24 protein-coding genes and 1 pseudogene are annotated in these 24,143 nt (G+C 69.4%); 8 read left to right on the top strand and 17 right to left on the bottom strand.

What is annotated here, in order from left to right; genetic code table 11:
- Window positions 1-88 precede the first annotated feature (88 nt).
- Together OHT57_RS39270 and OHT57_RS39265 are read right to left on the bottom strand one after the other, a co-directional pair.
- Window positions 89-1,579, bottom strand: coding sequence for a hypothetical protein (locus tag OHT57_RS39270; RefSeq protein WP_328751565.1), 1,491 nt, complete (start codon window positions 1,577-1,579; stop codon window positions 89-91).
- Between the two features lie 134 nt (window positions 1,580-1,713).
- The gene (locus OHT57_RS39265) at window positions 1,714-1,965 is read right to left on the bottom strand and encodes a helix-turn-helix domain-containing protein (RefSeq protein ID WP_328751563.1); all 252 of its coding nucleotides are present in this window, start codon (window positions 1,963-1,965) and stop codon (window positions 1,714-1,716) included.
- 32 nt (window positions 1,966-1,997) lie between these two features.
- Here OHT57_RS39265 and map point away from each other — a divergent pair, with 32 nt between their 5' ends.
- Window positions 1,998-2,765 carry a type I methionyl aminopeptidase gene (gene map / locus OHT57_RS39260; RefSeq protein WP_328751561.1) on the top strand — a complete coding sequence of 256 codons (768 nt, stop codon included), beginning with the start codon at window positions 1,998-2,000 and terminating at the stop codon, window positions 2,763-2,765.
- Window positions 2,766-2,826: 61 nt separating this feature from the next.
- Here map and ggt read toward each other — a convergent pair whose 3' ends face one another.
- A complete protein-coding gene (gene ggt / locus OHT57_RS39255; RefSeq protein WP_328751559.1) occupies window positions 2,827-4,626 on the bottom strand; it encodes a gamma-glutamyltransferase in 1,800 nt (599 codons plus the stop codon).
- A 144-nt stretch (window positions 4,627-4,770) separates the two neighbouring features.
- Here ggt and OHT57_RS39250 point away from each other — a divergent pair, with 144 nt between their 5' ends.
- On the top strand, window positions 4,771-5,529 hold the full coding sequence (locus tag OHT57_RS39250; RefSeq protein ID WP_328751557.1) for a hypothetical protein: 759 nt from the start codon (window positions 4,771-4,773) through the stop codon (window positions 5,527-5,529).
- A gap of 116 nt (window positions 5,530-5,645) precedes the next feature.
- Window positions 5,646-7,211 carry a CocE/NonD family hydrolase gene (locus tag OHT57_RS39245; protein WP_328751555.1) on the top strand — a complete coding sequence of 522 codons (1,566 nt, stop codon included), beginning with the start codon at window positions 5,646-5,648 and terminating at the stop codon, window positions 7,209-7,211.
- Window positions 7,212-7,380: 169 nt separating this feature from the next.
- Here OHT57_RS39245 and OHT57_RS39240 read toward each other — a convergent pair whose 3' ends face one another.
- From OHT57_RS39240 to OHT57_RS39215, 6 genes are all read right to left on the bottom strand, one after another.
- Window positions 7,381-8,127, bottom strand: coding sequence for an amino acid ABC transporter ATP-binding protein (locus tag OHT57_RS39240; RefSeq protein ID WP_328751553.1), 747 nt, complete (start codon window positions 8,125-8,127; stop codon window positions 7,381-7,383).
- 126 nt (window positions 8,128-8,253) lie between these two features.
- Window positions 8,254-8,661: a DUF6278 family protein gene (locus tag OHT57_RS39235; protein WP_328751552.1), complete on the bottom strand. Its 408-nt coding sequence runs from the start codon at window positions 8,659-8,661 to the stop codon at window positions 8,254-8,256.
- A gap of 492 nt (window positions 8,662-9,153) precedes the next feature.
- On the bottom strand, window positions 9,154-9,933 hold the full coding sequence (locus OHT57_RS39230) for an exodeoxyribonuclease III (RefSeq protein WP_328751551.1): 780 nt from the start codon (window positions 9,931-9,933) through the stop codon (window positions 9,154-9,156).
- Between the two features lie 30 nt (window positions 9,934-9,963).
- Window positions 9,964-10,599, bottom strand: a complete 636-nt coding sequence (locus OHT57_RS39225; protein WP_328751550.1) for an MBL fold metallo-hydrolase — start codon at window positions 10,597-10,599, stop codon at window positions 9,964-9,966.
- Window positions 10,600-10,630: 31 nt separating this feature from the next.
- Window positions 10,631-11,932, bottom strand: coding sequence for a bifunctional 3-oxoadipate enol-lactonase/4-carboxymuconolactone decarboxylase PcaDC (gene pcaDC / locus OHT57_RS39220; protein ID WP_328751549.1), 1,302 nt, complete (start codon window positions 11,930-11,932; stop codon window positions 10,631-10,633).
- 32 nt (window positions 11,933-11,964) lie between these two features.
- Window positions 11,965-13,062: an IS110 family transposase gene (locus tag OHT57_RS39215; protein WP_328751548.1), complete on the bottom strand. Its 1,098-nt coding sequence runs from the start codon at window positions 13,060-13,062 to the stop codon at window positions 11,965-11,967.
- Between the two features lie 423 nt (window positions 13,063-13,485).
- Here OHT57_RS39215 and OHT57_RS39210 point away from each other — a divergent pair.
- A pseudogene (locus OHT57_RS39210) lies at window positions 13,486-14,401 on the top strand (glycosyl hydrolase); the annotation flags it as partial.
- Window positions 14,402-14,440: 39 nt separating this feature from the next.
- On the opposite strand, the gene OHT57_RS47540 reads toward OHT57_RS39210, so the two are convergent.
- Together OHT57_RS47540 and OHT57_RS47535 are read right to left on the bottom strand one after the other, a co-directional pair.
- On the bottom strand, window positions 14,441-14,794 hold the full coding sequence (locus OHT57_RS47540) for a hypothetical protein (protein ID WP_443053535.1): 354 nt from the start codon (window positions 14,792-14,794) through the stop codon (window positions 14,441-14,443).
- Window positions 14,743-15,297, bottom strand: coding sequence for a hypothetical protein (locus OHT57_RS47535; RefSeq protein WP_443053534.1), 555 nt, complete (start codon window positions 15,295-15,297; stop codon window positions 14,743-14,745). Before OHT57_RS47535 ends, OHT57_RS47540 begins: the two co-directional genes overlap by 52 nt.
- Before the next feature lie 611 nt (window positions 15,298-15,908).
- On the opposite strand from OHT57_RS47535, the gene OHT57_RS39200 reads away from it, so the two are divergent.
- The 3 genes from OHT57_RS39200 to OHT57_RS39190 all read left to right on the top strand — a co-directional run bounded on the left by OHT57_RS39200 (window position 15,909) and on the right by OHT57_RS39190 (window position 18,148).
- On the top strand, window positions 15,909-16,586 hold the full coding sequence (locus tag OHT57_RS39200) for an SDR family NAD(P)-dependent oxidoreductase (RefSeq protein ID WP_319289091.1): 678 nt from the start codon (window positions 15,909-15,911) through the stop codon (window positions 16,584-16,586).
- Between the two features lie 240 nt (window positions 16,587-16,826).
- The gene (locus OHT57_RS39195) at window positions 16,827-17,714 is read left to right on the top strand and encodes a dioxygenase family protein (protein ID WP_319097254.1); all 888 of its coding nucleotides are present in this window, start codon (window positions 16,827-16,829) and stop codon (window positions 17,712-17,714) included.
- On the top strand, window positions 17,711-18,148 hold the full coding sequence (locus tag OHT57_RS39190; protein WP_319097255.1) for a nuclear transport factor 2 family protein: 438 nt from the start codon (window positions 17,711-17,713) through the stop codon (window positions 18,146-18,148). The genes OHT57_RS39195 and OHT57_RS39190 overlap by 4 nt, the downstream gene beginning before the upstream one ends.
- A 352-nt stretch (window positions 18,149-18,500) precedes the next feature.
- Here the strand turns inward: OHT57_RS39190 and OHT57_RS39185 are convergent, their stop codons facing one another.
- The 4 genes from OHT57_RS39185 to OHT57_RS39170 all read right to left on the bottom strand — a co-directional run bounded on the left by OHT57_RS39185 (window position 18,501) and on the right by OHT57_RS39170 (window position 21,275).
- Complete coding sequence (locus tag OHT57_RS39185; RefSeq protein ID WP_319097256.1) at window positions 18,501-19,196, bottom strand: TetR/AcrR family transcriptional regulator; 696 nt, start codon at window positions 19,194-19,196, stop codon at window positions 18,501-18,503.
- A 375-nt stretch (window positions 19,197-19,571) separates the two neighbouring features.
- The gene (locus tag OHT57_RS39180; protein WP_319097257.1) at window positions 19,572-20,594 is read right to left on the bottom strand and encodes a zinc-dependent alcohol dehydrogenase family protein; all 1,023 of its coding nucleotides are present in this window, start codon (window positions 20,592-20,594) and stop codon (window positions 19,572-19,574) included.
- Window positions 20,595-20,733: 139 nt separating this feature from the next.
- Complete coding sequence (locus tag OHT57_RS39175) at window positions 20,734-21,060, bottom strand: hypothetical protein (protein ID WP_319097258.1); 327 nt, start codon at window positions 21,058-21,060, stop codon at window positions 20,734-20,736.
- The gene (locus OHT57_RS39170; protein WP_086746780.1) at window positions 21,057-21,275 is read right to left on the bottom strand and encodes a hypothetical protein; all 219 of its coding nucleotides are present in this window, start codon (window positions 21,273-21,275) and stop codon (window positions 21,057-21,059) included. Before OHT57_RS39170 ends, OHT57_RS39175 begins: the two co-directional genes overlap by 4 nt.
- A 136-nt stretch (window positions 21,276-21,411) precedes the next feature.
- On the opposite strand from OHT57_RS39170, the gene OHT57_RS39165 reads away from it, so the two are divergent.
- Entirely contained in the window at window positions 21,412-22,359 is a 948-nt protein-coding gene (locus tag OHT57_RS39165; RefSeq protein WP_319097260.1) for a helix-turn-helix domain-containing protein, read from the top strand.
- A 308-nt stretch (window positions 22,360-22,667) separates the two neighbouring features.
- Here OHT57_RS39165 and OHT57_RS39160 read toward each other — a convergent pair whose 3' ends face one another.
- Window positions 22,668-23,111, bottom strand: a complete 444-nt coding sequence (locus OHT57_RS39160) for an SRPBCC domain-containing protein (protein WP_319097261.1) — start codon at window positions 23,109-23,111, stop codon at window positions 22,668-22,670.
- 5 nt (window positions 23,112-23,116) lie between these two features.
- Window positions 23,117-24,052, bottom strand: a complete 936-nt coding sequence (locus tag OHT57_RS39155) for an NADP-dependent oxidoreductase (protein WP_319097262.1) — start codon at window positions 24,050-24,052, stop codon at window positions 23,117-23,119.
- Window positions 24,053-24,143 lie beyond the last annotated feature (91 nt).

Raw genomic sequence — 24,143 nt, 5'->3', positions numbered from 1 at the left:
ACCATCGTCGTTAACCCGCGAAGTCGATCACGTTTCACACTCCACTGGGCGAGGGACGCGGCAGGCCCGCCGGGTTGTGGCGGACCTGTCAGATGGAGAACCCGGCGACGCGCAGGGCGTGGACCAGGTCCCAGTACCGCTCGTCCGAGACGCCCTTGGCGGCCTTGAGGAGCAACGGCACCAAGGTCCCCGGGCTCGGCTCGGCACTGCGGGCGGCCTCCTCGGGGGTGCGGACACGGACGTACGCGTCGAGGAGCGCGAAGGCCTCACGTCGGCGCCCCTCGGAGACCAGCCCGAGCACGGCCGCCCCGATCTCGGCGGCGGGCCGCGCGACGCCCTGCCGGAGCATCTGCTCACCGTCCGCGCTCCGCCCGGCCGCGACCAGCGCGTCCGCGGCGGCCACCAGGCGCTCGGCGGGCAGCGAGGCGGCCTCCCACAGCAGGGTCGCCCAGTCGGCGCCGAGCCCGGCGTGCTGGAGCTCCGCGGCGAGCAGCGGGAAGCGTTCGGCGGGCCAGTGGGCGACCTCGACGAGCAGGGCGTGCGCCTCGCCGGTACGGCCGCCGGAGCGCAGCCGCACCAGCGTCGCGACGATCTCGGCGGTCTCCCGCCGCTCCACCACGTCCAAGGGTTCGGCCCGCTGCTCCGACCGCGCCGCGGGCACGCGGGTGGCCCCGGCGAACCGGGCACCCCGCGGGCTCCGCCCCTTCGCCACGGGCGCGGCGGGCAGCTCGGGCTCCGCATCCGGGGGTACGGCGACGAAAGCCGAGTCCTCCTCCGCCATACCGGCGAAACGGGCACTGCCTCGGCGGCGCTTGCGCTTCTTGAGCGCGAGGGCGGGGACCTCGGTGGGCTGGTCGGCGGCGACCGACGGGGTCTCGCGCTGCTGGGGCATGTCCGGGAACCCGACGCCTCGACTGTCGGCGCCCCCTACGCTTCCGTCGCCGAAGCCGCCGGCACCGCCGCGCCCGTCATCCCAGGAGCCATCACTCTGTGCCGCGTCTCCCTGCGTCCCCCGGAACATCCCGCCGTCCGCGGCCTGTCCACGGGTGACGGCTCCGCCCCGGCCGACCGTCGAGCGGTCCGAATCGGCCATCCGGGACTGGAGTTCGGCGCAGCGGCGGGTCGCGCGCTCGTGGTCGTCGCGGGCCCAGGCGAGGTCGAGGCGGATCGCGTCGGCCTCGTCCCGGGTGGTGGCGGCGGCGAGCAACCGGCCCAGTTCCGCCTGGCGTTCGGCCGCATAGCGCTGTTCGCGGAGCATGACGTCGAAGCGGTCGCCGAGGGCGTCCCGACCGCCGGGCCGGGCGTCGTGGGCGGCCTGGGCGGCGGCATGCAGGGGCCGGGCGCGCTCGGCCTCGACGCGGGCCACGTCGGAGCCGTATCCGGCCGCCAGGTCCTGGAGGAGCGCCTCCACCACGTCCCAGGGCGGGACTTCGCGGCCGACGAGGCAGGCTTGCATACCGTCCGGGTCGCGCTGCCAGAACACCGCACACCAGCCGGCGCCCTGATCCAGACGCGCCAGCACACCCTCCAGGTATGCCACGAACTCCCGCACCTGACCCGGGAGTTGATCCACTGCCATCGCTCAACTCCCGTTAGGCCGGAGCACTCCGGTCCGTAACGAAACACCAGCAGTGTTACGAATGGGCTACAGACAGTTTGCAATGGGGCAGCAGGACCCTCCTGCCACCATGCCGGCCACTGAGCGAACTTCCGTCACACTCCGGCCATCGCACACAGTCCGGCCAGTTCGTCCATGGAGAGCCCGAGGGCCCGGGCGAGTGCGGCCACCGTGAAGAACGCCGGGGTGGGAGCCCGCCCGGTCTCGATCTTCCGGAGGGTCTCCGCGGAGATGCCGGCGCTCGCCGCGACATCGGCCATGCTGCGGCCGCCGCGGGCTTCGCGCAGCAGACGGCCGAGCCGCTCGCCGCGTTGACGCTCTTCGGGGGTGAGAGGAGTGCGTACCATGAGACCATTCTAATACCGGTATAGTAATTGGCATGGTGGAACTGAAGACGGACACATCGATCGACGCCATGTACGAGGCCGGACAGGTCGTCGGGCGCGCCCTGACAGCCGCAAGAAAAGTCGCTGACGTGGGCGTTTCCCTGCTGGAACTGGATGAGGTGGCGCGCGGGGTGCTGCGGGAGGCCGGGGCGACGTCCCCCTTCCTCGGATACCGGCCGTCCTTCGCCCTGACTCCCTTTCCCGCCGTCATCTGCGCCTCGGTCAACGACGCGATCGTGCACGGCATCCCGACCCACTACCGGCTGCGCGACGGCGACCTGGTCTCGATCGACTGCGGGGCCGAACTCGGCGGCTGGGCGGGCGACTCGGCGATCAGCTTCACCGTGGGCACGCCGCGCGCCGCCGACGTACGGCTGATCGAGACCGCCGAGCGGGCGCTGGACGCCGGGATCGCGGCCGCCGTCGTGGGCAACCGCATCGGGGACATCGCACACGCGATCGGCACGGTGTGCCGGGACGCCGGGTACGGCGTCCCGGAGGGCTTCGGCGGACACGGCATCGGCCGCCGCATGCACGAGGACCCGCCGGTGCCGAACGAAGGGCGCCCGGGGCGTGGGCTCCGGCTGCGACACGGCATGGCGCTCGCGATCGAACCGATGCTCATCGGCGGCGGCACCGACGGGTACCACGAGGCGCCGGACGGCTGGACGCTGAAGACGAACGACGGCTCACGGGCGGCACACGCCGAGCACAGCGTGGCGATCACGGATGCCGGACCGCGCATCCTGACGGCACGCTGAGCCGCCCTCGCAGCTGATCGTCGTGGGCGCGGGGCTGTATCGCCCGCGCGCCCCCGGACAACTACGGTGCGGGGTACACCACTTGCGCGGACCCGCCACCCCGGCGCACGGTCTCGGCAGCCGCCAGCCACTTCCCGCCGGGCAACCGCTGCACCCCTGTCGCCGCCCCGATCTCCGGATTCAGCTTGAACGAGTGCCCGATGGCCTCCAACTGGGACCGCACCCCGCTGCTGTACAACGCCGGCTCCAACTCGGTCTGCGCGGCGTTGCGCTGACTCGCCCGGGGCGCGGCGATTGCGTCCACGAGTGGCAGCCCCCGGTCCACGAACTCGGTCAGCACCTGGAGCACGGTGGTGATGATGGTCGCGCCACCGGGCGAACCCAGCGCCACCACCGGCTTGTTGTTCCGGTCCAGCACGATGGTCGGCGAGATCGAGGACCGCGGCCGCTTGCCGGGCCCCGGCAGGTTCGGGTCATGGGCAGCCGGGCTCGCCGGGGCGAAGGAGAAGTCCGTCAGCTCGTTGTTGAGGATGAACCCGCGCCCGGGGACGGTGATCGCGCTGCCCCCGGTCTGCTCGATGGTGAGCGTGTAGGCGACGACGTTCCCCCACTTGTCGGCCACCGTCAGATGCGTGGTGTTCTCGCCCTCGTACGTCGTCGGAGCCGCCGTGCCCCGGTCCGAACAGGCCTTGGGGTCACGTGGATCGCCCGGCGCCACCGGACTGGTGAGCACCGCGTCGTCCTTGATCAGGCACGCGCGCGAGTCGGCGAACTTCTGCGACAGCAGCCCCTTGGTGGGTACGTCCTCGAAGGCCGGGTCGCCGACCCAGCGCCCGCGGTCCGCGAAGGCGATCCGGCTGGCCTCGATGTAGTGGTGCAGGTACTGGACCTCACTGGCCTTCGAAAGGTCGGTGTGCTCAAGGATGTTGAGAGCTTCACCGACGGTGGTGCCACCGGAGGAGGAGGGCGCGATGGAGTAGACGCCGAGTCCTCGGTAGGAGGTCTTGGTGGGCTTCTGGAGCTTGGCCCGGTAGGCGGCGAGGTCCTTCTCGGACAGCTCCCCGGGTCGCGCGTTCCATCCCGAACCCGGGTCCACGGGCGGGTGGTTCACGGTGTCGACGATGTCGTCGCCGAGCTCGCCGTGGTAGATCGTGCCGACGCCCTTACGGCCCAACTCCGCGTAGGTGCGGGCGAGATCGGGGTTCTTGAAGGTGGATCCGACGACCGGCAGCTGCCCGCCGGGAAGGAACAGCTTCGCGGTGTCCGGGAAGTACCGGAACCGTGTCTCGTTGGACGCGGTCTGCGAGCGGAAGGTGTCGTCGACCGTGAAGCCGTTCCGGGCGATGCGCTCGGCGGGCTTCAGGACACTGCCGAGCGATCTGCTGCCCCACTCACCCAGCGCCGTGGCCCAGGTGGCCGGCGTGCCCGGGGTGCCGACGCTCAGACCGCTGCTGACGGCGTCGGCGAAGGCAAGCGGCTTACCGTTCTCGATGAACAGGTTCGAGTCCGCGGTCAGCGGTGCCGTTTCCCGGCCGTCGATCGTGTGGACCGTACGGGACTTGGCGTCGTAGTAGACGAAGTAGCCGCCCCCGCCGACGCCGGAGGAGTACGGCTCGGTGACACCGAGCGCCGCGGCGGTGGCCACGGCCGCGTCGACGGCGTTGCCGCCCTTCTTCAGGACTTCGATGCCGGCGGCGGAGGCGTCCGCGTCGACGCTGGAGACGGCGCCGCCGTAGCCGACGGCGACGGGCACTTTCTCGGGTGCCGAGGTGGTGGCGTGCGGCGGCGCTGCCGCCCCCACCGAGACCACGGCGGCCGACACCGCAAGGACCGACAGTTTCCGCGCGACAGGGCGACGCATCCTTACCTCCAGTCCAAGAACATCCGCGCAGCGTAACCACATCGCCGGGGACACGACAGTGCTCTTCGGGTCAGGTGTCATGCGAATGCCACACATCGAACACCGGTACGTACCAGCGCCGTCGGCCCGCTACCATGCGCGCACATGAATGACGACGTGCGCAACATCGTCCTGGGCATGGTCGCCGCCGGCATCAGTGCCACGCTCGGCTGGCTCGCCCGGACGTATCTGTGGAAGCGCAAGCTCCGCCGCAAGCAGGCCTTCTTCGGACTGCCGGACAACTCCGAGTCGCTGCTGGTCGTGAACCGCGGCGCGAGCGGCCCGGACCTGGCGGTGATGCGCTACGACGTGTTCGCCCTCCTCGAACTCGCCGCCCTCATCAAGGACTGCAACGCGCACGCCCAGGTCCTCCCGCACGACGCGGCACGGCAGGGCTTCGGTGAGCGCACCGAGTTCTGCGTCGGCGGACCGGCCTCCAACCGCCGTATGGCAGCGCACCTTTCCTCCCTGCTGCCCGGTGTCCGGGTGAACGTCGACGCCGAGCCGAGCCCGGACCGCGGGGCCTTCCAGATCGGTACCGAGCGCTATCGCGTGGAGGTCGGCACGTCCGAGTACGCGCTCCTCGCCCGGCTCACCGTCGACCAGAGCAACGGCGCCCGGCCGGTGTTCCTCTTCTGCGGCCAGACCGCGATCACCAACCAGGCCGGGACCCGCTATCTGGCCCGCAACCAGGAGCGGTTGACCCGCAAGTACGGCGACAGCACCTTCGTGCTGCTGCTGCGGGTGGTCAACTCCGGTGCATACGGGCCGGACGTCGTGGAGCTGGTGGCGGATGTGACGCGGGAGGCCAAGACGCCTCTTCCCGCGTCCGCGGCTGCACGGAACTCCCACCGCGCCTCCTGAATTGATTCACACCACAACAATCGTTACTCCCACGTAACTTACCGACGGGTTACCTCCGGTAAAGCGTCGAGGTTACCGTCTGGTCACTTTGCATTGACACGAGTAGGGAGTGACCCGTGGGACACCCTCGCAAGGCCCTGCGTACGACCACCGTGGGAGCCGTCTCCGCGACCTTGATCGCCGGTAGCGCCCTCGGACTCGCCCCCACCGCCCAGGCGGCGGACGCCGTCCGCTTCGTCGACATCGCCGGCGACGGCGGCACAGTGCTCAAGGCGAACGTCGTCACGCCCTCCGGTTCCGACGGCACACAGCGCTACCCGCTGCTGGTCCTGCCGACGAGCTGGGGCCTGCCTCAGGTCCAGTACCTCGCGCAGGCCCAGAAGCTCGCGAACTCCGGTTACATCGTGGTCAGTTACAACGTCCGCGGCTTCTGGCAGTCGGGCGGGGAGATCGACGTGGCGGGACCCGCCGACACCGCCGACGCGTCCAAGGTGATCGACTGGGCACTCGCCAACACCCCGGCGGACGACCGGCACATCGGCATGGCGGGGGTCTCGTACGGCGCCGGCATCAGCCTCCTCGCCGCCGCGCACGACAAGCGCGTCAAAGCCGTCGCCGCCCTCAGCGGCTGGGCCGACCTGATCGCCTCGATCTACTCCGGCCGCACCCAGCACGTCCAGGCCAACGCCCTCCTCGACGGCGCGAGCCTGGTCACAGGCCGCCAGAGCGCCGAACTCCGGCAGATCTTCGACAACTTCTACGCGTCGAACCTGTCGAAGGAACAGGACATGATCAATTGGGGCAAGAAACGTTCGGCCATCACATATGTGGACCAGCTGAACAAGAACGGCGCGGCGGTCATGATGGCCAACGCGTGGGGGGACACGATCTTCGCGCCCAACCAGTACGCGGACTTCTACGAGAAGCTGACCGGCCCGAAGAGACTGGAGCTGCGCCCCGGCGACCACGCCACGGCCGAACTGACCGGACTGTTCGGCCTGCCCAACGACGTGTGGACCGACACCGGGCGCTGGTTCGACCACTACCTCAAGGGCGAGGACAACGGGATCGACCGCGAGGAGCCCGTCCAGCTCAAGTCCCGTTCCACCGGCGGCTATGAGGGCTATCCCGACTGGAAGTCCGTCGGCGCCACCCAGAAGAAGATCGCGCTCCCGGGCACGACCACGATCCACACCAACGTCGACTCGGGCGCGGACGGCGGGATCATCTTCCTGTCCAGCATCCTCGACCAGATCGCCCAGGCTCCCCCGGTCGCCTCGATCCCCCTGCTGCCCCGCCGCTGGGCCGCCGTATGGCAGTCGGAGAAGTACGCGAGCGTGCAACAGGTGCGCGGGACAGCGAAGTTGCACACGACGGTGACTCCCACCAAGGAGAGCGGCACCCTCGTCGCCTATCTGTACGACGTGGGGCCGCTCGGCCTCGGCAAGCTGGTCTCCAACGCGCCGTACACCTTCCACGGGCAGACACCCGGGAAGCCGATCGACGTCGGCCTGGAGCTGTTCTCCACGGCCTACGACGTCCCGGCAGGGCACCGGCTGGCCCTGGTGGTGGACACGGTCGACCCGCTCTACATCGAGCACAACCCGTCCGGCGCCCAGCTGACCTTCTCCTCGCCGGCGGACGACCCGTCGTACGTGTCGATTCCGCTGCGCGAGCAGTGATCTCCGGCCGGCGCCGGGCGGGTATGGCTCTGTGACTGCTGCCCCTACGGTTCAAGGGCCGTGTGGGGACCCCCACCCGGCAGCAGCGTCCCTGGGGGCTCGGTCGCTGTCACCCTGGGGGTGAGCGGACCATCGTAGTCGAGACAGAAAGGCATGGCCGTCGCTCCTCTCAGTGCTTGAGGATCTTGGAGAGGAAGTCCCTGGCGCGTTCGCTGTCCGGGCTGGTGAAGAAGTCGTCGGGGGCGCGGTCCTCGACGATACGTCCGTCGGCCATGAACACCACGCGATGGGCGGCCGAGCGGGCGAAGCCCATCTCGTGGGTGACGACGACCATGGTCATGCCCTCACGGGCCAGTTGGCGCATGACCTCCAGCACCTCGTTGATCATCTCCGGGTCGAGGGCCGAGGTCGGCTCGTCGAACAGCAGGGCCTTGGGCTCCATGGCGAGGGCGCGGGCGATGGCCACGCGCTGCTGCTGACCACCGGACAGCTGGGCGGGGTACTTGTCGGCCTGGTCGGTGAGGCCCACCCGGTCGAGGAGTTCACGCGAACGCCGGTCGGCCTCGTCCTTCCCGCGCCGTCGGACCTTGACCTGCGCCAGTGAGATGTTCTGGAGAACGGTCTTGTGGGCGAACAGGTTGAAGGACTGAAAGACCATGCCGACCTCGGCACGGAGCTTCGCGAGGGCCTTGCCCTCCTCGGGGAGCGGCCGTCCGTCGAGCGTGATGGAACCGGACTTGATGGTCTCCAGGCGGTTGATCGTCCTGCAGAGCGTGGACTTGCCCGACCCCGAGGGGCCGATGACCACGACCACCTCCCCCTTGCCGACAGTGAGGTCGATGTCCTGCAGGACATGCAGCTCCCCGTAGTACTTGTTGACGTCACGCAGTTCGATCAACGGATCGACGACGGCCATGCCCAGCCCTACTCACTCTCAGCTGTGTCGTGGTCGCCGCAACCTATCGAGGCAAGATCGCAGTTGAAGAACGACACGCACTTTTCGGGCATTAGCCGTATTTAAGCCGAAGTGGCGGCCAGGGATTCACTCCTCGGCGACCTCCGCGTACAGCTGGGACAGCTCGGGCACCCCGCTCGCGGCCCACTCGTGGCCGGAGGCCACGACGTCGAACTCACGGCCGGACTCCAGCCGGATCACCGGCTGGCCGTCCGAACGCAGATCCCAGGACGCACCGGGAACGGTCCGCACGATGACCGTGCCGAGATAGAGTCCGGCGTCGTTGCCGAGCCAGAGCAGGATCTCCTCGTCGTCCCGCCAGCCCGGCACCAGCTGGTCGAGCGCCTCCAACGAGGTCGCCGTGTCGTCGAGTCGGACGCCCGAACGGGCCGCGTGGGAACGCAAGAGCTCACACTCGGCGAGGAGTTCGGCGATGCCTTCGGGGTCGCGGGTCCCGGGCTGCTCACTCCAGCCGCCCAGAAAAGGGATCTTCATACGCCCAGCGTGTCACTCACCCGGCCGCATGCACCACAGGCGCGCGGGCCCTCGTTCCCGGGCGACTTCGCGCCGAACTTCACGCAGGGCCGCGTCGCCTGCCATCGATGCCGCCTTGGCTTCAGGATGCGTTTTTCGTCGCTCATGAGCAGGTGGATCCGCTTGTGCACCGATGGGTCCGGGTTGGCGCGGTGGTTTTCGCCCTGCTTGCGGACCTGCGCCGGGACGTGTGGCCGCGGCCGTCCGGGAGTGGCTGGAACTCCTCCCGCCGGAGGGGCTGTTCGGCAAAACGGCGGTCGGCGACGACGCCCGGCCAGGCGTGGCGGACCTCGACGGCTGGGCCGCCCCGCTCTCGGCCGAGGGCCTCGCCACGTCTGCCGGCGCCCTCACCGTGCAAGGTGCGGTGCCGACTTGGCCGGGCCGGCGGACAGGACGTGCGCGTGAGCGGACACCGTCCAGGCCGGTCCCTGTTTCCAGATCTTCGGGGCGCTCCTAGACGTCCAGGTCGACCACGACCGGCGCATGGTCGGACGCGCCCTTGCCCTTGCGCTCCTCCCGGTCGACGTACGCGTCGGAGACGGCCTTCGCGAACGGCTCGTTGCCGTACACCAGGTCGATGCGCATGCCGCGGTTCTTGGGGAAGCAGAGCTGGCGGTAGTCCCAGTACGTGAACGGGTGGTCGTACTTGAGGGGCCGCGGGACCACGTCCGACAGGCCCGCCTCGCGCAGGGCGGTCAGGGCGGCGCGCTCGGCCGGGGTGACGTGGGTGAGGCCCTCGAAGGCGGCCACGTCGTAGACGTCGTCGTCGGTCGGCGCCACGTTGTAGTCGCCCAGGATCGCGAAGGGGCGGCTGCCCGCCGCATCGCCCGCGACAGCGGCCCTGAGCGCCTCGAACCACTGGAGCTTGTACGCGTAGTGCGGGTGGTCGACCTCGCGGCCGTTGGGCACGTACACCGACCAGACGCGGACCGGGCCGCAGGTCGCGGAGATCGCGCGGGGTTCCGGGGCGCCCTCGTAACCGGGGTCGCCGGGCAGGCCCTTGACTACGTCCTCCAGGCCCACCCGGGAGATCACCGCCACGCCGTTCCACCGGCCGGTCGCGTTCACCGCTGCCTCGTAGCCCGCGTCGCGCAGCTGGTCGAACGGGAACTGCTCCTCGGCGAGCTTGGCCTCCTGGACGCACAGCACATCGGTGCCGGTGCTCTCCAGCCAGGCCAGCAGCCTCGGGAGACGAGCGGTGATCGAATTGACGTTCCAGGTCGCGATGCGCATGCCTGACAACCTACCCGGCGGCACTGACACTCACAGTGCCGTGCTCTCCCCCGGCGCGAGACGCAGGTGCTCGGCGCCGCCGAGGGCGCCGATCTGGTTGTCGTAGATCGGGCGGGCGAGGTCGGTGAGGAGGGCGTCGTGGATGTCGTAGGCGCGCTGGGGCTTGACCTCGCGGACGTAGTCGATGACCTCGGAGATCTTGCTCCAGGGGGCCATGACGGGGAGCATCAGCGTCTCGACGGCGTGGTCGGGAACGGTGAGGGCGTCGCCGGGGTGGAAGACCCTGCCGCCGTCGACGAGGAAGCCGACGTTGGTGATGCGCGGGAGATCCGGGTGGATCACCGCGTGCAGTTCGCCGTGGACCTGGATGTCGAAGCCGGCAGCGGTGAAGGTGTCGCCGTGGCCGACGGTGTGCACGCGGCCCGGGAAGGCGGCCGAGATCTTCTCGGCCACCGACTTCAGCGTCCAGATCCCGGCAGCGGGGTTGGCGTCCAGGGCGGCGCGCAGCCGGTCCTCGCTGAAGTGGTCGAGGTGCTCGTGCGTGACGAGGATCGCGTCGGCACCGAGGGCGGCGTCCTCCTCGCTGAAGGCCCCGGGATCGAGGACGAGCGTCTGTCCGTCCTTCTCCAGGCGGACGCAGGCATGCGACTTCTTCGTGAGCTTCATGACACCATCCTGCCTCTGCACCGGGGCGGGCTCAGTCGGTGGGGGTGGTCTCCTCGCGGATGACCTCCTGGGCCACCTTGAACGCGCTGTTGGCCGCCGGGACACCGCAGTACACGGCCGTCTGGAGGAGCACTTCCTTGATCTCGGAGGGAGTGAGCCCGTTGCGCAGGGCGGCCCGGGTGTGGAAGGCGAGCTCGTCCAGGTGTCCGCCCGCGACCAGGGCGGTGAGGGTGACACAGCTGCGCGAGCGGCGGTCGAGACCGGGCCGGTCCCAGACCTCGCCCCAGGCGTAGCGGGTGAGGAGCTCCTGGAAGTCGCCGGAGAAATCGTCGGCCTGTGCCAGCGCGCGGTCGACGTGTGCGTCGCCGAGCACCTCGCGGCGGACCTTGATACCGGCGTCGTACGGGTCGGGCCGCCCGAACCCCTGCGGCGGTTCCACGACGGCCGGGGCGATCTCGGCGATCGCCACCGGCTGCGGCGGCGCGGCCGTCAGGGCGGGCTTGAGCGGGACCGTCGGGATCGCGGTCTGGCCGGTGGCCGAGTCGAAGGCGGGCTGCCAGGCGGTGGAGAAGTGTCTGACCAGGAGGTCGGTGACGGCGGCGGGCTGTTCGACCGGCACCAGATGGGAGGCGCCGGGTACGACCGCGAGCCGGGCGTCCGGGATGCCCGCGACCAGGGTTCGGGCCTCGGCGGGTCCCGTGACCTGGTCGTCCGAGCCGGCGAGGACCAGGGTCGGCACGCCGACGCTCGCGAGGTCGGCCCGTACGTCGAACGCGGCGAGCGCTTCGCAGGCCGCGATGTAGCAGCCGGGGTCGGTGGTGCGCACCATCTGCACGGCCCATTCGGTGATCGCGGGCTGGGCGGCGGCGAACCCCGAGGTGAACCAACGGTCCGGTGACGTACGGGCGATGGGATCGAGCCCGTTCGTCCGTACGATCACCCCGCGCTGCCGGAATTCGTCCGCCGTGCCGAAGCGGGGCGAGGCGGCGATCAGCGCCAGGGAGGCCAGCCGCTCCGGGTGGCGCAGCGCCAGCTCCATGCCGACGGCGCCGCCCAGGGCGCAGCCCGCGTATCCGAAGCGCTGCACGCCGAACTGGTCCAGCGTGGCGAGCAGCCGGTCGGTGAGGTCGCCGACGGAGCCCACCGGGTAGGCGTGCGCGCCGCCGTGCCCCGGCAGATCGAACCGGAAGACCCGCCACTGCCTGACCAGGTCGGGGACCTGGCGATCCCACATGTGCCATGTTGTACCCAGGGAGGGACCCAAGATCAGGACTGGAGCCTCTTCTGGCCCGTCAAAGCGGTATTGCAGGGTGTTCGTCGCACTCTCACTCACGTCCTGCACGCTCTCACATCTCACAGACGCCCCTATAACCCGGGGGTGCGGGAAACCGGTCTGACCAGGTTGAAGACCTCGCGGGCGGCATATCGCTTGAGGCATCGGATGATCTCACGGCGGGTCTTGCCCTCCTGGGTTCGGCGTTCGTAGTACGCCTGGGTGCGCGGGTCGTGTCGCAGCCGGGTGAACACGATGCGGTGCAGGGCGGCGTTCGCCTGGCGGTCGCCGCCGTGGTTGAGCCGGCGCGTGCTCCGCCGGCCCGAGGAGTACTCGACGGGGCTGACTCCGCAAAGGGCGGCAAAGGATGCCTCGGTGTTCAGCCGCTCGGGGTTGTCTCCCATGGTGATCAGGAGCGTGACGGCACTGTCCGGGCCGATGCCCACCGGTACGAGCAGCTGCGGGGCGTGGCGCTCGACGAGCCGCGTCAAGCGCCGGTTCAGCTCATCGATCTGCCCGGTGAGCTGCTCGATGCGCTCGGCGAGCATACTCAGGGTCATATGGGTGGCCTGGGCCACCGCGTCCTCGTCGCCCCCGCCGTCGCACAGGCCAAGGCGCGCGCACGTGCGGAACAACTCGGCATTGCCCAGGCTCGACAACCGCTCCCGCAAGGCGGGGTCAGCTATGACCAGGACGGCCTTGAGCTGGTTGATCGCCTGGGTGCGGGCCTTGACCGCGGAGTCCTTGGCGAGTTTGAACATCCGAGCGCTGTGCACCGGACCGTCGCCGGTTTTGGCCCGGGCCCGGGCGCGACCGCTGAGCACAGCCCGCGCAGCAGCCTGCGCATCGAGCGGGTCCGACTTCCCGAGCAGACGGCGGGCCGAGCGGTCGGGCCGGTTCACTTCGAACACCTCGACGCGCTGAGCCAGCAGGTAGCGGGACAGGCCCGCGCCGAAGGTACCGGTGCCCTCCACACCAGCCCGGCGCACCACCCCCAGCCTGCGGGCCCAGACGAGCAGCCGACGGTAGCCGGTCGCCGTGGCCGGAAAGGACTCAGTGCCCAGGACCTCCCCCAGAGGGGAGACCACCGCGGCAACATGAATCTCGCCGTGCGTGTCCACGCCCAGGACGACCTCGCCCGGAACGGGAGGATCCGTGCTGGAGGAGGTGCTGCTCTGTCGGGTCGTCATGATTGGTTCGCCTCCCGCGTGGTGACGTACTGGGTGGCTGGCACCGGCCTGCTCGGGCGGTCTGAACCGTGATGGCGCCTGAACTTCGGCAAGGCCCCTATTGGGACACGCCCTGTGGCTCGGTGACAGCAGACACCATCCCGCAACGACAGTCGACAAGCCTGTGACTGGACACTTCGGTCATAGATCTCATGAGTCAGACCCCGCCCGGGATAGCACCACGCAACAGTCCCACCAGGACCGGCACAACGACATGATCCGATCACTGCCGGATAGGTTCGTCCGAACCGGTGCTCAACCTGGCCTGGACGGGCTGACAGTGAGTTGACTTCTCGTCCGCCCATGACCGGCATTGACGGCCAGCCGTGTGGCCCGCCTTACCGGGAGTCCGTCGTCGGCCATGGCACGAACGGGCTGGACGAAGCCAACTTCGGGGGCGACGGCGGCGGCACCCTCACCGGCCCGGCCAACGAGTGCAACATCGCTCAGGATTACGTCTACCTCTCCATCCAGGTGACCCAGAACTGCGCTGTCAACGACGGCAGTTGGATCGACGACGCCTCCAAGGTCACGTCCTACGACGTCGCCCCGGCCGACAACGCCACCGGCGAGACCCGCTTCATCGCCCCGCTCGCGGCCGACGCGGAGAGCCCCTCGACGTGGATCGCGGGCGGCCGTCACGTGTGGGTGCAGACTCACGGGTACGCCATCCGCAGCGGCGACGAGTGGGCCAGCGTGACGACCTCGGAGCCGACCACACCGCGACGGCCGTCGCGGCCTCCGGCGGCAAGGTCTACGCGGCCTGGTGCGGCCCCTGCAACAACCAGGGCTCCGCCCGCGGCATCTCCGTCGGCAACGCTGGGGGCACCTCCCGGACGGAGTCTGGGGGAGGCACCGGCTGGCACGACATCACGCTCCCGGTCGACGGGACCGTACCCAACCGCTACCTCTGCGGCTTCGCCGTCGACCCGAAGAACGCCGGCCACGTGGTCATCACGGTCAACGGCTTCCCCGGGCAGTGGACCGAGGGCCCGGGCCCGGGTGCGCGTGTCGGCCATGTCTTCGAGTCCAAGGACGGCGGCACCACCTGGAAGGACATCTCCAGGAACTTCCCTGACGTGCCGGCCGACTCCGCCATCGTCACACCGTAGGGCGGCCTCGCCGTCGGCACCGACCTCGGTGTCGTCTACCGCGCCCGGGCCGAAGCACCTGGCAGCGCGTCGGCGACCTCCCGGCCGTCGCCGTGCTCCAACTGAAGCTGGGCCTTGACGGCCGCACCCTGTACGCGGCCACGCACGGCCGCGGCATCTACTCGATCAAGGTGCGCGACTTCGGCTGACGGTGACGACGAGGAGGGGTGGCCGGGCCGATCGCCGGGTCATCCCTCCTTCGCATACGGCACCACACTCACGTACAGCGTGAACGCAACGCGCGACGCGCCCCCCTCACATCCGGAGGGCGCCACCGGCCCGACCGTCGCGGTCGACCAGCGGGCCAGGACGAACGGCGCGGGGCGGCAGCGGCTTGAGGGCCGCGTGATCGCGGGCGGCCCGAGTCCGATGACCTCGTGGTGCGTTGCGTGGGTGCGGGCGCGTCGCTGCGGCACCCAGGCCATGAAGGCGGCGTCCATCTCCTCGGTGGAGGAGAAGGCCCGTCCGGCGAGCACGTGGTCGCGGACGATCAGGACTTGGCGCTCGACCCGGTCCTTGCCGGTGGGCCGGTAGGCGGCCAAGACGTCGATGTCGATGTCGTAGTGGCCGGCGAAGCCAACTGCCTCCGGATGCAGCGGGACCGCTTCACCTGGCGCGGCGTGCCAGCGGACGACGGTTTTGGTCCGGTCGCAGACACGAAGGCCCAGATCCGGTGCCGTGTGCTGGTGTGCCGGTTGATCCACTGCCACAGGAAGCCGTAGTCGATCTGGGCCTCCTCGCCCGGCTCGATGTCCTCGGGCAGGACGGTGACCTGCGACCTCTTCACTTTGTCGGGCAGCGTGGCGTGCGCCCAGCGGCGGAACGCGGAGATCGGCACCTGAAGCTTGTGCTCGTCGCGCAGCCGCTGGTGGATCGTGGTGGCCGTCACCGTTCCCAGCAGGCTCTCGATGTAGTCACGGTGCTGGTCGATGTCCGTCCAAGTGATCTGCCTCAGTCGGAAGTTGGCCAGTTCCAGGAACCAGCTCTTGAACAGTCCGGCCCAGTCGGCCTCGCTCATCGGCGGGCCGCCCGTGACATCGACCACGACGAACGTTCTCCTCGCCATCCGGGCTGCCCATCGGCCTTCCCACCCACAGGCCGAAGACCGCTCACGCGAACTCCGCGATGACCAGGTCCCTCGATCCCGAACTCCGCCGCGCCCATTGCCAATCAGGAGAATTCAGGATGAAGAATAACGAAGTAACTAAAACACCCTAGATGGGGAAAATCGCGATCGCCGACAATCGTCGGACTGTAGGGCGGTGCCGCTCGACGCGTGACCGGTCGGGGCTTGTGACGTCACAGCACTGCGGGCCCGCACCGACCGCCACCCCGGACGCTAACGGCCGCGAACCGTGCGCCCGGGCTCGATTGAGCACGTCAGGCCCGCTGGATGTTTGGTGCGAGCCCGCGCAGGAGTCCGGTGAGGGAGCCGCCCGAGTGACCGCACGCCGCGTCGCCTTGAGCACGCCGATCAGCTTCTCCCACCCCCGGGCGCCAGGGCCCACATCACGCCACGGGCAATCGGATCACCCTATCCAGTTCCGTGGTACCGTGGCGACAACGAACCGGAAAGAGCTATCCGGATCATGAATCGGATAAACCTATCCAGATCTCTGCCTTCCGGTGCCATGTCTTCCTGAAAGGGACTTTGCCGTGACCAGCATCGCCATCATCGGAGCCGGCCCCCAGCTGGGTCTGGCCATTGCCCGCACCTTCGGCTCCCAGGGCTTCAATGTCGCTCTGATCTCGCGCAACCGCGAGAAGCTCGACGGGCTCGTCGCCACCCTGTCCGGCGAGGAGATCACCGCCGCCGCGTTTCCCGCAGACGTGCTCGACCGTGACGCGCTCACCCAGGCACTCAAGGACGCCGCCGCGAAGTTCGGCAGCATCGACGTCCTGGAGTACTCCCCGGTGGGGACCTTCGGCTCCACGGCTATGACCACCCCGGCCGACACCGATCCGTCCCACGTGCAGCACGAGATCGAGTTCCAGCTGTACGGGGCGATCGCCGCCACCAAGGCGGTGCTGCCCGCGATGCGCGAGGCCGGTGCGGGCACCCTGCTCTACACGACCGGCGCCGGCTCCATCGACCCCGTGCCGCAGGTCGGCAACGTCAACGCCGCCGCCGCGGCCCTGCGTAACTGGGCGGTCAACCTGCACAAGGAACTGGACGGCACCGGCATCCAGGCCGCCCACGTCGGCATCGACGTGTCGATCGGCACGCCGGCCGTCCCCGGTTTCCCGACGGCCCAGCCCGAGGAGATCTCCCCCGTCTACTGGGAGCTGCACACCACCAAGCGCGACCAGGCCGAGCTCGTCTTCAGCCTCTGACACCGGACCGGCTTGCGTCATCCGTCCTTCGTCCAACCTTGATCGCGCCGCGGCGTTCCGGGCCGCGGCGCGGTCAAGGAGAAGAGCTCGGCTGCGACGGATACTGCCGACCGCGCCGTTCGCGGCCTCGGGCGTGATGGGGACCACCGAGTCCAGCGAGCAGTTAATCCCTCACACCCGCGGCCTGCTGATGCCTGCCATCAGCCAATCCCCCCACCGCATTTAGAGGAGTAGACCGGCATGACCACGACCACCGATCCGTCCTACGTCGACCCGGCACTGATCAACCCCCGCGCAGTCCGTCTCGTCAAGGCGTTCAAGGACGCTCTGGCCCGCATGCGGGACGAGGAGGGACTGACCTTCGACGACCTCAATGCGGTCACCGGCCTGCTGCAGAAGGCCCAGGCGGCCACGGGCGCCCCGCTGGCACTGGTCGCCATGCCGCTGTTCAGCGAAGTCTTCCAGGGCGGCCGGGACGGCTACACCCCCTCCGAAGAGGTCAACAGCCCCACGTACATCGCAGGCTCCCCACGCATCGACAATCCCGGCGTCCTGCCGATGCGACCGGACGAACCCGGCACTCCCCTGGTCGTGTCCGGCCGCGTTCTGGACGGCAACCGTCGGCCGGTCGAGGGCGCCAAAGTGGACATCTACCATGCGGCCAACAACGGCGACTACTCCGGGCTGTACGACGACGGAGTGCCCACGTACAACCTGCGCGGCCACCTGTTCACGGACGCCGACGGCCGCTACACCTTCACCACCGTCACCCCGGTCGCCTACGCCGACTCCCACATCAGGAAGGTCGACGGGGTCGTCCAAGCCGTCGCAGCCCTCGGGCGCAGCCTCTACCGTCCGGCCCACATCCACTACGAGGTCCACCACTCCGACCTGATCACTCCCTGGCGGGGTGAGGTCTATTTCAAGGGAGACCCGGTCATCCCCGTCGACTTCGTCGGCGGAACCCTGGCCCCTCCCGCGCTGCAGGCCGACACCGTCCTGCACGAGGACCCCAAGGACACAGCAGCCGCAGGCTTCCAGGGCCCCTACCGTTCGATGGAGTTCGACTTCGTCCTCAAGACCCGCACCAGCCCGGACAGCATCACCCCAAACGGAACGACGGCATGACCGACGAGGACGCGACCGCCTGGGCGCTGGCCCGGCTCAGCACTGCTTTTTACCACCACTACGACCGCCGCGAGTACGACGCGGTGCTTGAATTCTTCGCCCCCGACGCCCTCTACGAGCGGCTCGGACAGAAGATACGTGGCCATGGCGAGATCCTGGACCTGCTCAACGCCCGTCCAGGGCCCGAGGAGCTGACCGCCCGCCACATAATGGGGGCCACGCACTTCCACACCATCGGCGACACCACCGCTCAGGGAACCGTCACCCTGCTCGGGTACGGCGGCCGCCCACCCACCGAATCCGGACCCGCCCCCTACACTGTGGCCACCGGCGGACACATCTTCGAACAGGCCGACCACTACCGCCTCGACGACGGGCGCTGGAAGATCACCCACCGCACACTCCACCAGATCCTCACCCCGATCCCCGACTGACGATCCCCACAGGGGAGCGCCGGGGTTCGGGTGTGATCCGCCGGTTCACCGACCGGAGCAGTCTTCTCCTGGCTCTCTTCGCCGAGGCCGAGTTTCAGGACGCGTGCAGGTCGGGTCCGCCTCCCCTCGGCATAGGGGCACCGGCGAGAGAACGACTCACGGCGTTCGCATGTGCATTCATCGAGTGCGTCGCGACCGTCACCGACCTGGGTGTCGCGTCGCTACGCCAACTGCCTCGCGAGCGCGGGTACATCTCCACAACTGCGAGTGCCCGCCACCGCCATGTGCCAGCGCTCTTGCCCGACATGCCGCACCCGTGCCGCGCCCCGGCACGGGTGCTCCGGTCCTGAAGTCAGCCGCCCTTGCCCGGCACCGGTCTGGTGGTGCCCTGGCCGACGCGGAGCATGGCCCTGTAGAGCGCGTCGTGCCCGGGCGAGCCGGGCAGCGGGCCGCGGGCCGGGGCCTCAAGAGACTGGATGAACAGGGCGACGACGCGCCGCCAGGCGTCCGGGGCGGCGTCGCCGGTGGCGTTGACGACGCCGGCGTTGGCCATGTGGATCAGTACCAGGTCCGAGGGGTCGAAGTCCTCGCGCAGGCGGCCGGTGGCCTTGGCGCGGTCGATGAGCCGCAGCATGGCTTCGTACGCCCCGTTACGGCGTTCCTCCAACACCTTGGCGGTAGGGAAGGTCATGGTCAGGACATCGGCGAAGCCGTTGTCGGCGGCCTGCATCGCGCAGGCGGATTCGATGTAGCCGACGAAACCGTTCCACGGGTCGGGGTCCTCCAGGGCACCGGTGACCACGTCGGCGTAGGCACCCATGCGGTCGGAGAAGACGGCGTCGACCAGTTCCTCCTTCGTGGGGAAGCGGCGGAACATGGTGGCGATCCCCACGCCCGCCTCGCGGGCCACGGAAGCCATGGAGGCGCTCAGGCCGTCCCGCGCGAACACCGTGCGCGCTGCGGCGATGATCCGCTCCCGGTTTCGCTCGGCGTCACTGCGCAGAGGCTGAACGGCGGGACCGTCGGGGTGCTGAGCGCCAGGGGTCATACCAGCCAGTCTAGCAATCGGATTGACCTATCCATTTTTCGTGCTGCGCTTGCCACAGCGAACCGGAGGGCGCTATCCCAATTCAGGAACATACAGGTGACTCCGTGACCAGTATTTCCATCGTCGGTGTCGGCCCCTGGTGGGCCTGGTCATCGCCCGCACCTTCGGCTCGAACGACTTCGGTGTCGCCCTGATACTCGCGAAAGCGCCAGAAGCTCGAAGGTCCTGCCGTCCTCTCGTTGCGCCACGGCGCGACGAGAGGACGGAATCGGTGTTCACGCGAGTGGACCACCGGTGACCGATCGGCGTGATCGACGCCGCCGAGGACCGGCCCACGGCCCGCGCTTCGGCCGGGAGGCGGCGTGAGCTGGTGTGTCAGAGGGTGAGCAGGACCTTGGTGGCGCGCCGCTCGTCCATGGCCTTGTAGCCCTCCGGGGCCTGGTCGAGGGGCAGGGTGAGGTCGAAGACCTTGCCGGGGTCGATCTTGCGGTCCCAGATGAGCTGGATCAGGTCGGGCAGGAACCGGCGCACCGGGGCCGGGCCGCCGAGGGTGTGGATCCCGGCGAAGAACAGCTCGATCCCGGGGATGGACACGTCGTAGTTCACGCCCACGTACCCCAGGTGTCCGCCGCCGCGGGTGGCGCCGACGGCCTGCATGAACGACTCCTGGGTTCCGACGGCCTCGATGACCGAGTGCGCGCCGAGCCCGCCGGTGAGTTCCTTGATCTTCGCTATGCCCTCGTCGCCGCGTTCTTCGACGATGTCGGTGGCCCCGTAGTAGCGGGCCAGCTTCTGCCGCTCGGGGTGCCGGGACATGGCGATGATGCGTTCCGCGCCCAGTTGTTTGGCGGCGAGGACAGCCATGAGGCCGACCGCGCCGTCGCCGACGACCGCGACGGTCTTGCCGGGTCCGGCCTCGGCGGCGACGGCGGCGTACCAGCCGGTGCCGAGCACGTCGGAGGCGGCCAGCAGTGCGGGGATCAACTCGGGATCGGGCTGTCCCGGGGTGGCGACCAGCGTGCCGTCGGCGTGCGGGATGCGCGCCTTCTCGGCCTGGGTGCCGATCCCCCCGTGGACGAACTCGGCGTGCACACACTTGGACTGGAACCCGGCCCGGCAGATCTCGCAGGTGTTGTCCGAGATGACGAACGATCCGACCACGAAGTCCCCGGGGTGGACGGTCGTCACATCCGAGCCGACTTCCTCCACCACTCCCACGTACTCATGGCCCATGAGCGTGTGGTCGGCGGGCTCGATGCCGCGATACGGCCACAGGTCGGAGCCGCAGATACAGGTCGCGGTCAGCTTCACGATCGCGTCAGTGGGTTCGACGATCTTCGGATCCTCGCGCTCCTCGACCCGGACGTCACCGGCTGTGTGCATGACTACTCCACGCATGGGTGAGTCTCCTTTTTCTGTGCGTCGGCGCCTGTGGCGCCGGTGGATTTCAGGGAGGTACGGGATCTCCGCACTCTCTTCGGTATGCGCATTTCGCGCCTGCCCCTGCTGAAAGGGCGTAACCGGCCCCGGGCGGGCGTCACGCCGTAGCGGCCTGGATGCGCGCCATAGGACGGCGACGCTGGATGAGGGCGATGGTGATCGCGGGGATCAGGGTCAGCGCGGCGATGCCGGTGCCGACAGCCGCCGGGCCCGTGGCCCTCAAAGGGGACTCGGTCAGCGCGGACCTCAGAGGGAGCGCCTGACCCGCGAAACTCACCCCCAGGAAGATGAGCACCGGGTTCGCGCCCAGCCCGAACAGCCCCAGCAGGGCGATGAGCGCAACCGTGGGCGCGGCGTGGCCGGACAGCAGGCAGAGCGCCAGCAGCAGGACCGTGGTCACCGCGGGGGCCACGGTCCTCGTCATGTGCGGACGCCTGCCGCCGTCAGCGGCGCGCCGACGATCATCCCGACCGCGAAGACAGTGATCAGCAGCCCGGCCACCACGAACTCGGTCGTGCCCATCAAAAAAGTGCCGAGAGTCAGCACGTAGACGACGAGCGGAAGCCGGGTGGGTGGACGCTCGCCGTCGTCGACGCGTACACCGGCAGGGGCGTGGAGGGTACCTCCTCGCGTGGTCATACATCATCTCCGCAGGGATCGAGAACGTGGTTCGCATCCCACGAAACAGCCTCCACCGCGAGCGCGGGAGGCTGCGTTTGTCGGGGGTACAAGCTCGACCCCCCTCCCCACGGTTGTGGACCGTAGCGTTGAGAGCATGGAACGCCGCCTGGACAACCGCGCCGACATCCGTGACTTTCTCGCCCGCCGCCGCGCCCAGCTCACCCCCGAGCAGGTCGGCCTGCCCACCAGCGGCCGGCGCCGGGTACCCGGGCTGCGCCGCGAGGAGGTCGCCGTCCTCGCCGGGGTGAGCACCGAGTGGTACACGCGGCTGGAGAAAGGCCATATCAGCGGCGTGTCCGACGATGTCCTCGAAGCGGTGGCCCGCACCCTGCAACTCGACGAGGACGAACGCACCTACCTCTTCGACCTGGCCAAAGCCGCCCAGCCCAGCCCCGCCACCCGGCGCCGCCGCAAGCCCGTCGACGTCCCGCCCCGCGTCCAGTGGCTTCTGGACTCAATGACCCTGTCCGCGGCGTTCGTCACCAACGGCCGCCTGGACATCGTGGCCACCAACGCACTCGCCCGCGCCCTGTTCGCGCCGATGTTCGACAGCAGCACCACCGACGAACGCAGTCGCCCCAACTTCGCCCGGTACTACTTCCTCGACGACGCCTCCCACGACTTCGTCCACGACTGGGACGGCGCCGCCAACATCACCGTCGCGCTGCTGCGCGCGGAAGCCGGCCGCTACCCAGGCGACAAGTCCCTGCGCGCGCTCGTCGGTGAACTGTCCACGGTCAGCACCGAATTCCGCGCCCAATGGGCCGCTCACAACGTGCGCATCCACCACGGCGGCGTCAAACGCTTCCACCACCCCGACGCCGGCCTCCTCGAACTCACCTACCAGCCGCTGGACCTGCCCGTGTCCGCCCGCGAAGCGCACTCCCTGACCATCTACACCGCCGAGCCGGGCACCCCCCACGAAGACCGGCTCAAGCTCCTCGCCAGCTGGGCGGCCACCCCTGCTCTGCACCAGGGTGCACCCGCCACCCACGCCGGCCGCCAGGAGAAGGGCGCCGACACCCACGGCCGAGCTGACTGATGAGCAGGCCGAGGCATACGGGACGTTCACCGAGGTGCCCGCGCGCCCTGAGCCGGAGCGAGCGTGCGCCCGAGGCGAGGCGGTCGGTGAGGGTTCGAGGGTCTGGAGACCGTGCGGGTTGCTGAGCGGTACGTCGATCCCCGCCTTGACGGCCATGCGTGCACCGCGACGCCGACGATGCCGAACCTGCCGTTCGTTGCTTTACCGCGTGGTGCTGGGTCTGCGTCTTCGGGTGTACCCGCGCCCGAAGACCGTGGGGAGTTGCGGTCTTCGGGCGCGGACGTCTCCGGTGTGGGTTGCGCGGGTGGTCAGTGTCCGGAAAGGAGTCGTTCTTTCAGGGCCCTGCCGTACCTCGCGTAGCTCTCTTCCATCTGGGACCGGGCGGGCTCCACGGTTTCCACGGCGGCCGTGCCCGTGAACTCCTCGGATTCCGTGAAGCGTGTTCCGCCGTCACGGGGCTTGAGATCGAAGGAGTGCCGCCCCATGAGGACGTCGGGTATGCCGCCCTCCCAGACGAGCCGCCGAGGTGCCTCGTAGTGGGCGACCGTGAATCTGTACTCCCCGTCGCTCTCGGTCCCCAGCGTCACCTGGGCCCGTAGCTGGGTTCCGGGGAGTATTTCGGTGGGAGCATCGATGAAACGCAGCGCGGGGTGCCACTTGGCGTATCCGGCGAAGTCGGTCAGCACCTTCCACACCTCCGCCGGGGGAGAGGCGATGTCGGTGACCGCGGTGATGACGGGACTGTCCTGCATGGTCCTCATGCCTCCCTGCGGTTTTCCAGGACGATCTTGCCTCGGACGTGGCCGCCGGCCAGCAACTGCTGGGCCTGCGCCGCTTCTTCGAGCGGGAATGCCCGCTCGACGTGCACCGTGAGCTTGCCCTCCTCGGCGAGCTCCACCAGCCGGGTCAGGTCGTCGCCGTCGAGGTGGAGGTAGACGTCGATGGCCCCCGCGTACTCGGCGGCGGACCGCGTGATGGAGGCGACCCGCGCACCGAGGGCGGCGATCTCCTGGGTCGTGGACAGGGAGCCACGCCCGGCGGTGTCGAGGATGGCGTCGATCCCGTCCGGGGCGATCTTGCGTACCTGCTCGACGAGTTCGTCGCCGTAGCGCACGGGCGTCGCTCCCAGTGACTCGATGAACGCCTGGCTGGCCTCGGAGCCGGTCCCGAGCACCCGTGCGCCCCGTGCCACGGCGATCTGGACGGCGAGGTGTCCGACGCCTCCCGCCGCCCCGTGGACCAGGACGGCGTCTCCGGCGGTCACCTCAAGGCTGTGCACGATCGCCTGGTAGGCGGTCAGCCCGGCGACCGGCAGTCCGGCGGCCTGGGCCCAGCTCAGGTTCCTCGGCTTGCGCACCAGTTGGCGCGGTTCGGCCGAGATCTTCTCCGCGTAGGTGCCGTAGTGCATGGCCTTGTCACGGACGAAGCCGATCACCTCGTCGCCCGGCCTGAATCCCGTCGTCGCGGGTCCGGCCTGCTCGATGACCCCGGCCAGGTCCCATCCGGGTGTCACCGGGAAGAGGGAGTCCACGAGAGGATCCGCGTATCCGGCCTGGAAGGCCAGGTCCGCCGGATTGAGCGCGGCTGCCTCGATTCTCACCACCACGAGATCGGCGAACATCTTCGGATCCGGAACGTCGACGACTTCAAGGACCTCGGGACCGCCGAAGCTCTGGTACTGAACGGATTTCACAGCTCTGCCTCTCGTGATGTGTGATGCGTGCGGGGTCGGCACGGCACGAGCACCTCGACCGGCCGGGGGCCTGGGAGGCGCACGACCAAGC

The organism is Streptomyces sp. NBC_00285 (assembly GCF_036174265.1).
Lineage (GTDB): Bacteria > Actinomycetota > Actinomycetes > Streptomycetales > Streptomycetaceae > Streptomyces.
Note: the sequence above shows the minus strand (reverse complement) of the source record. Positions and strands in the feature narration are given on the sequence as shown.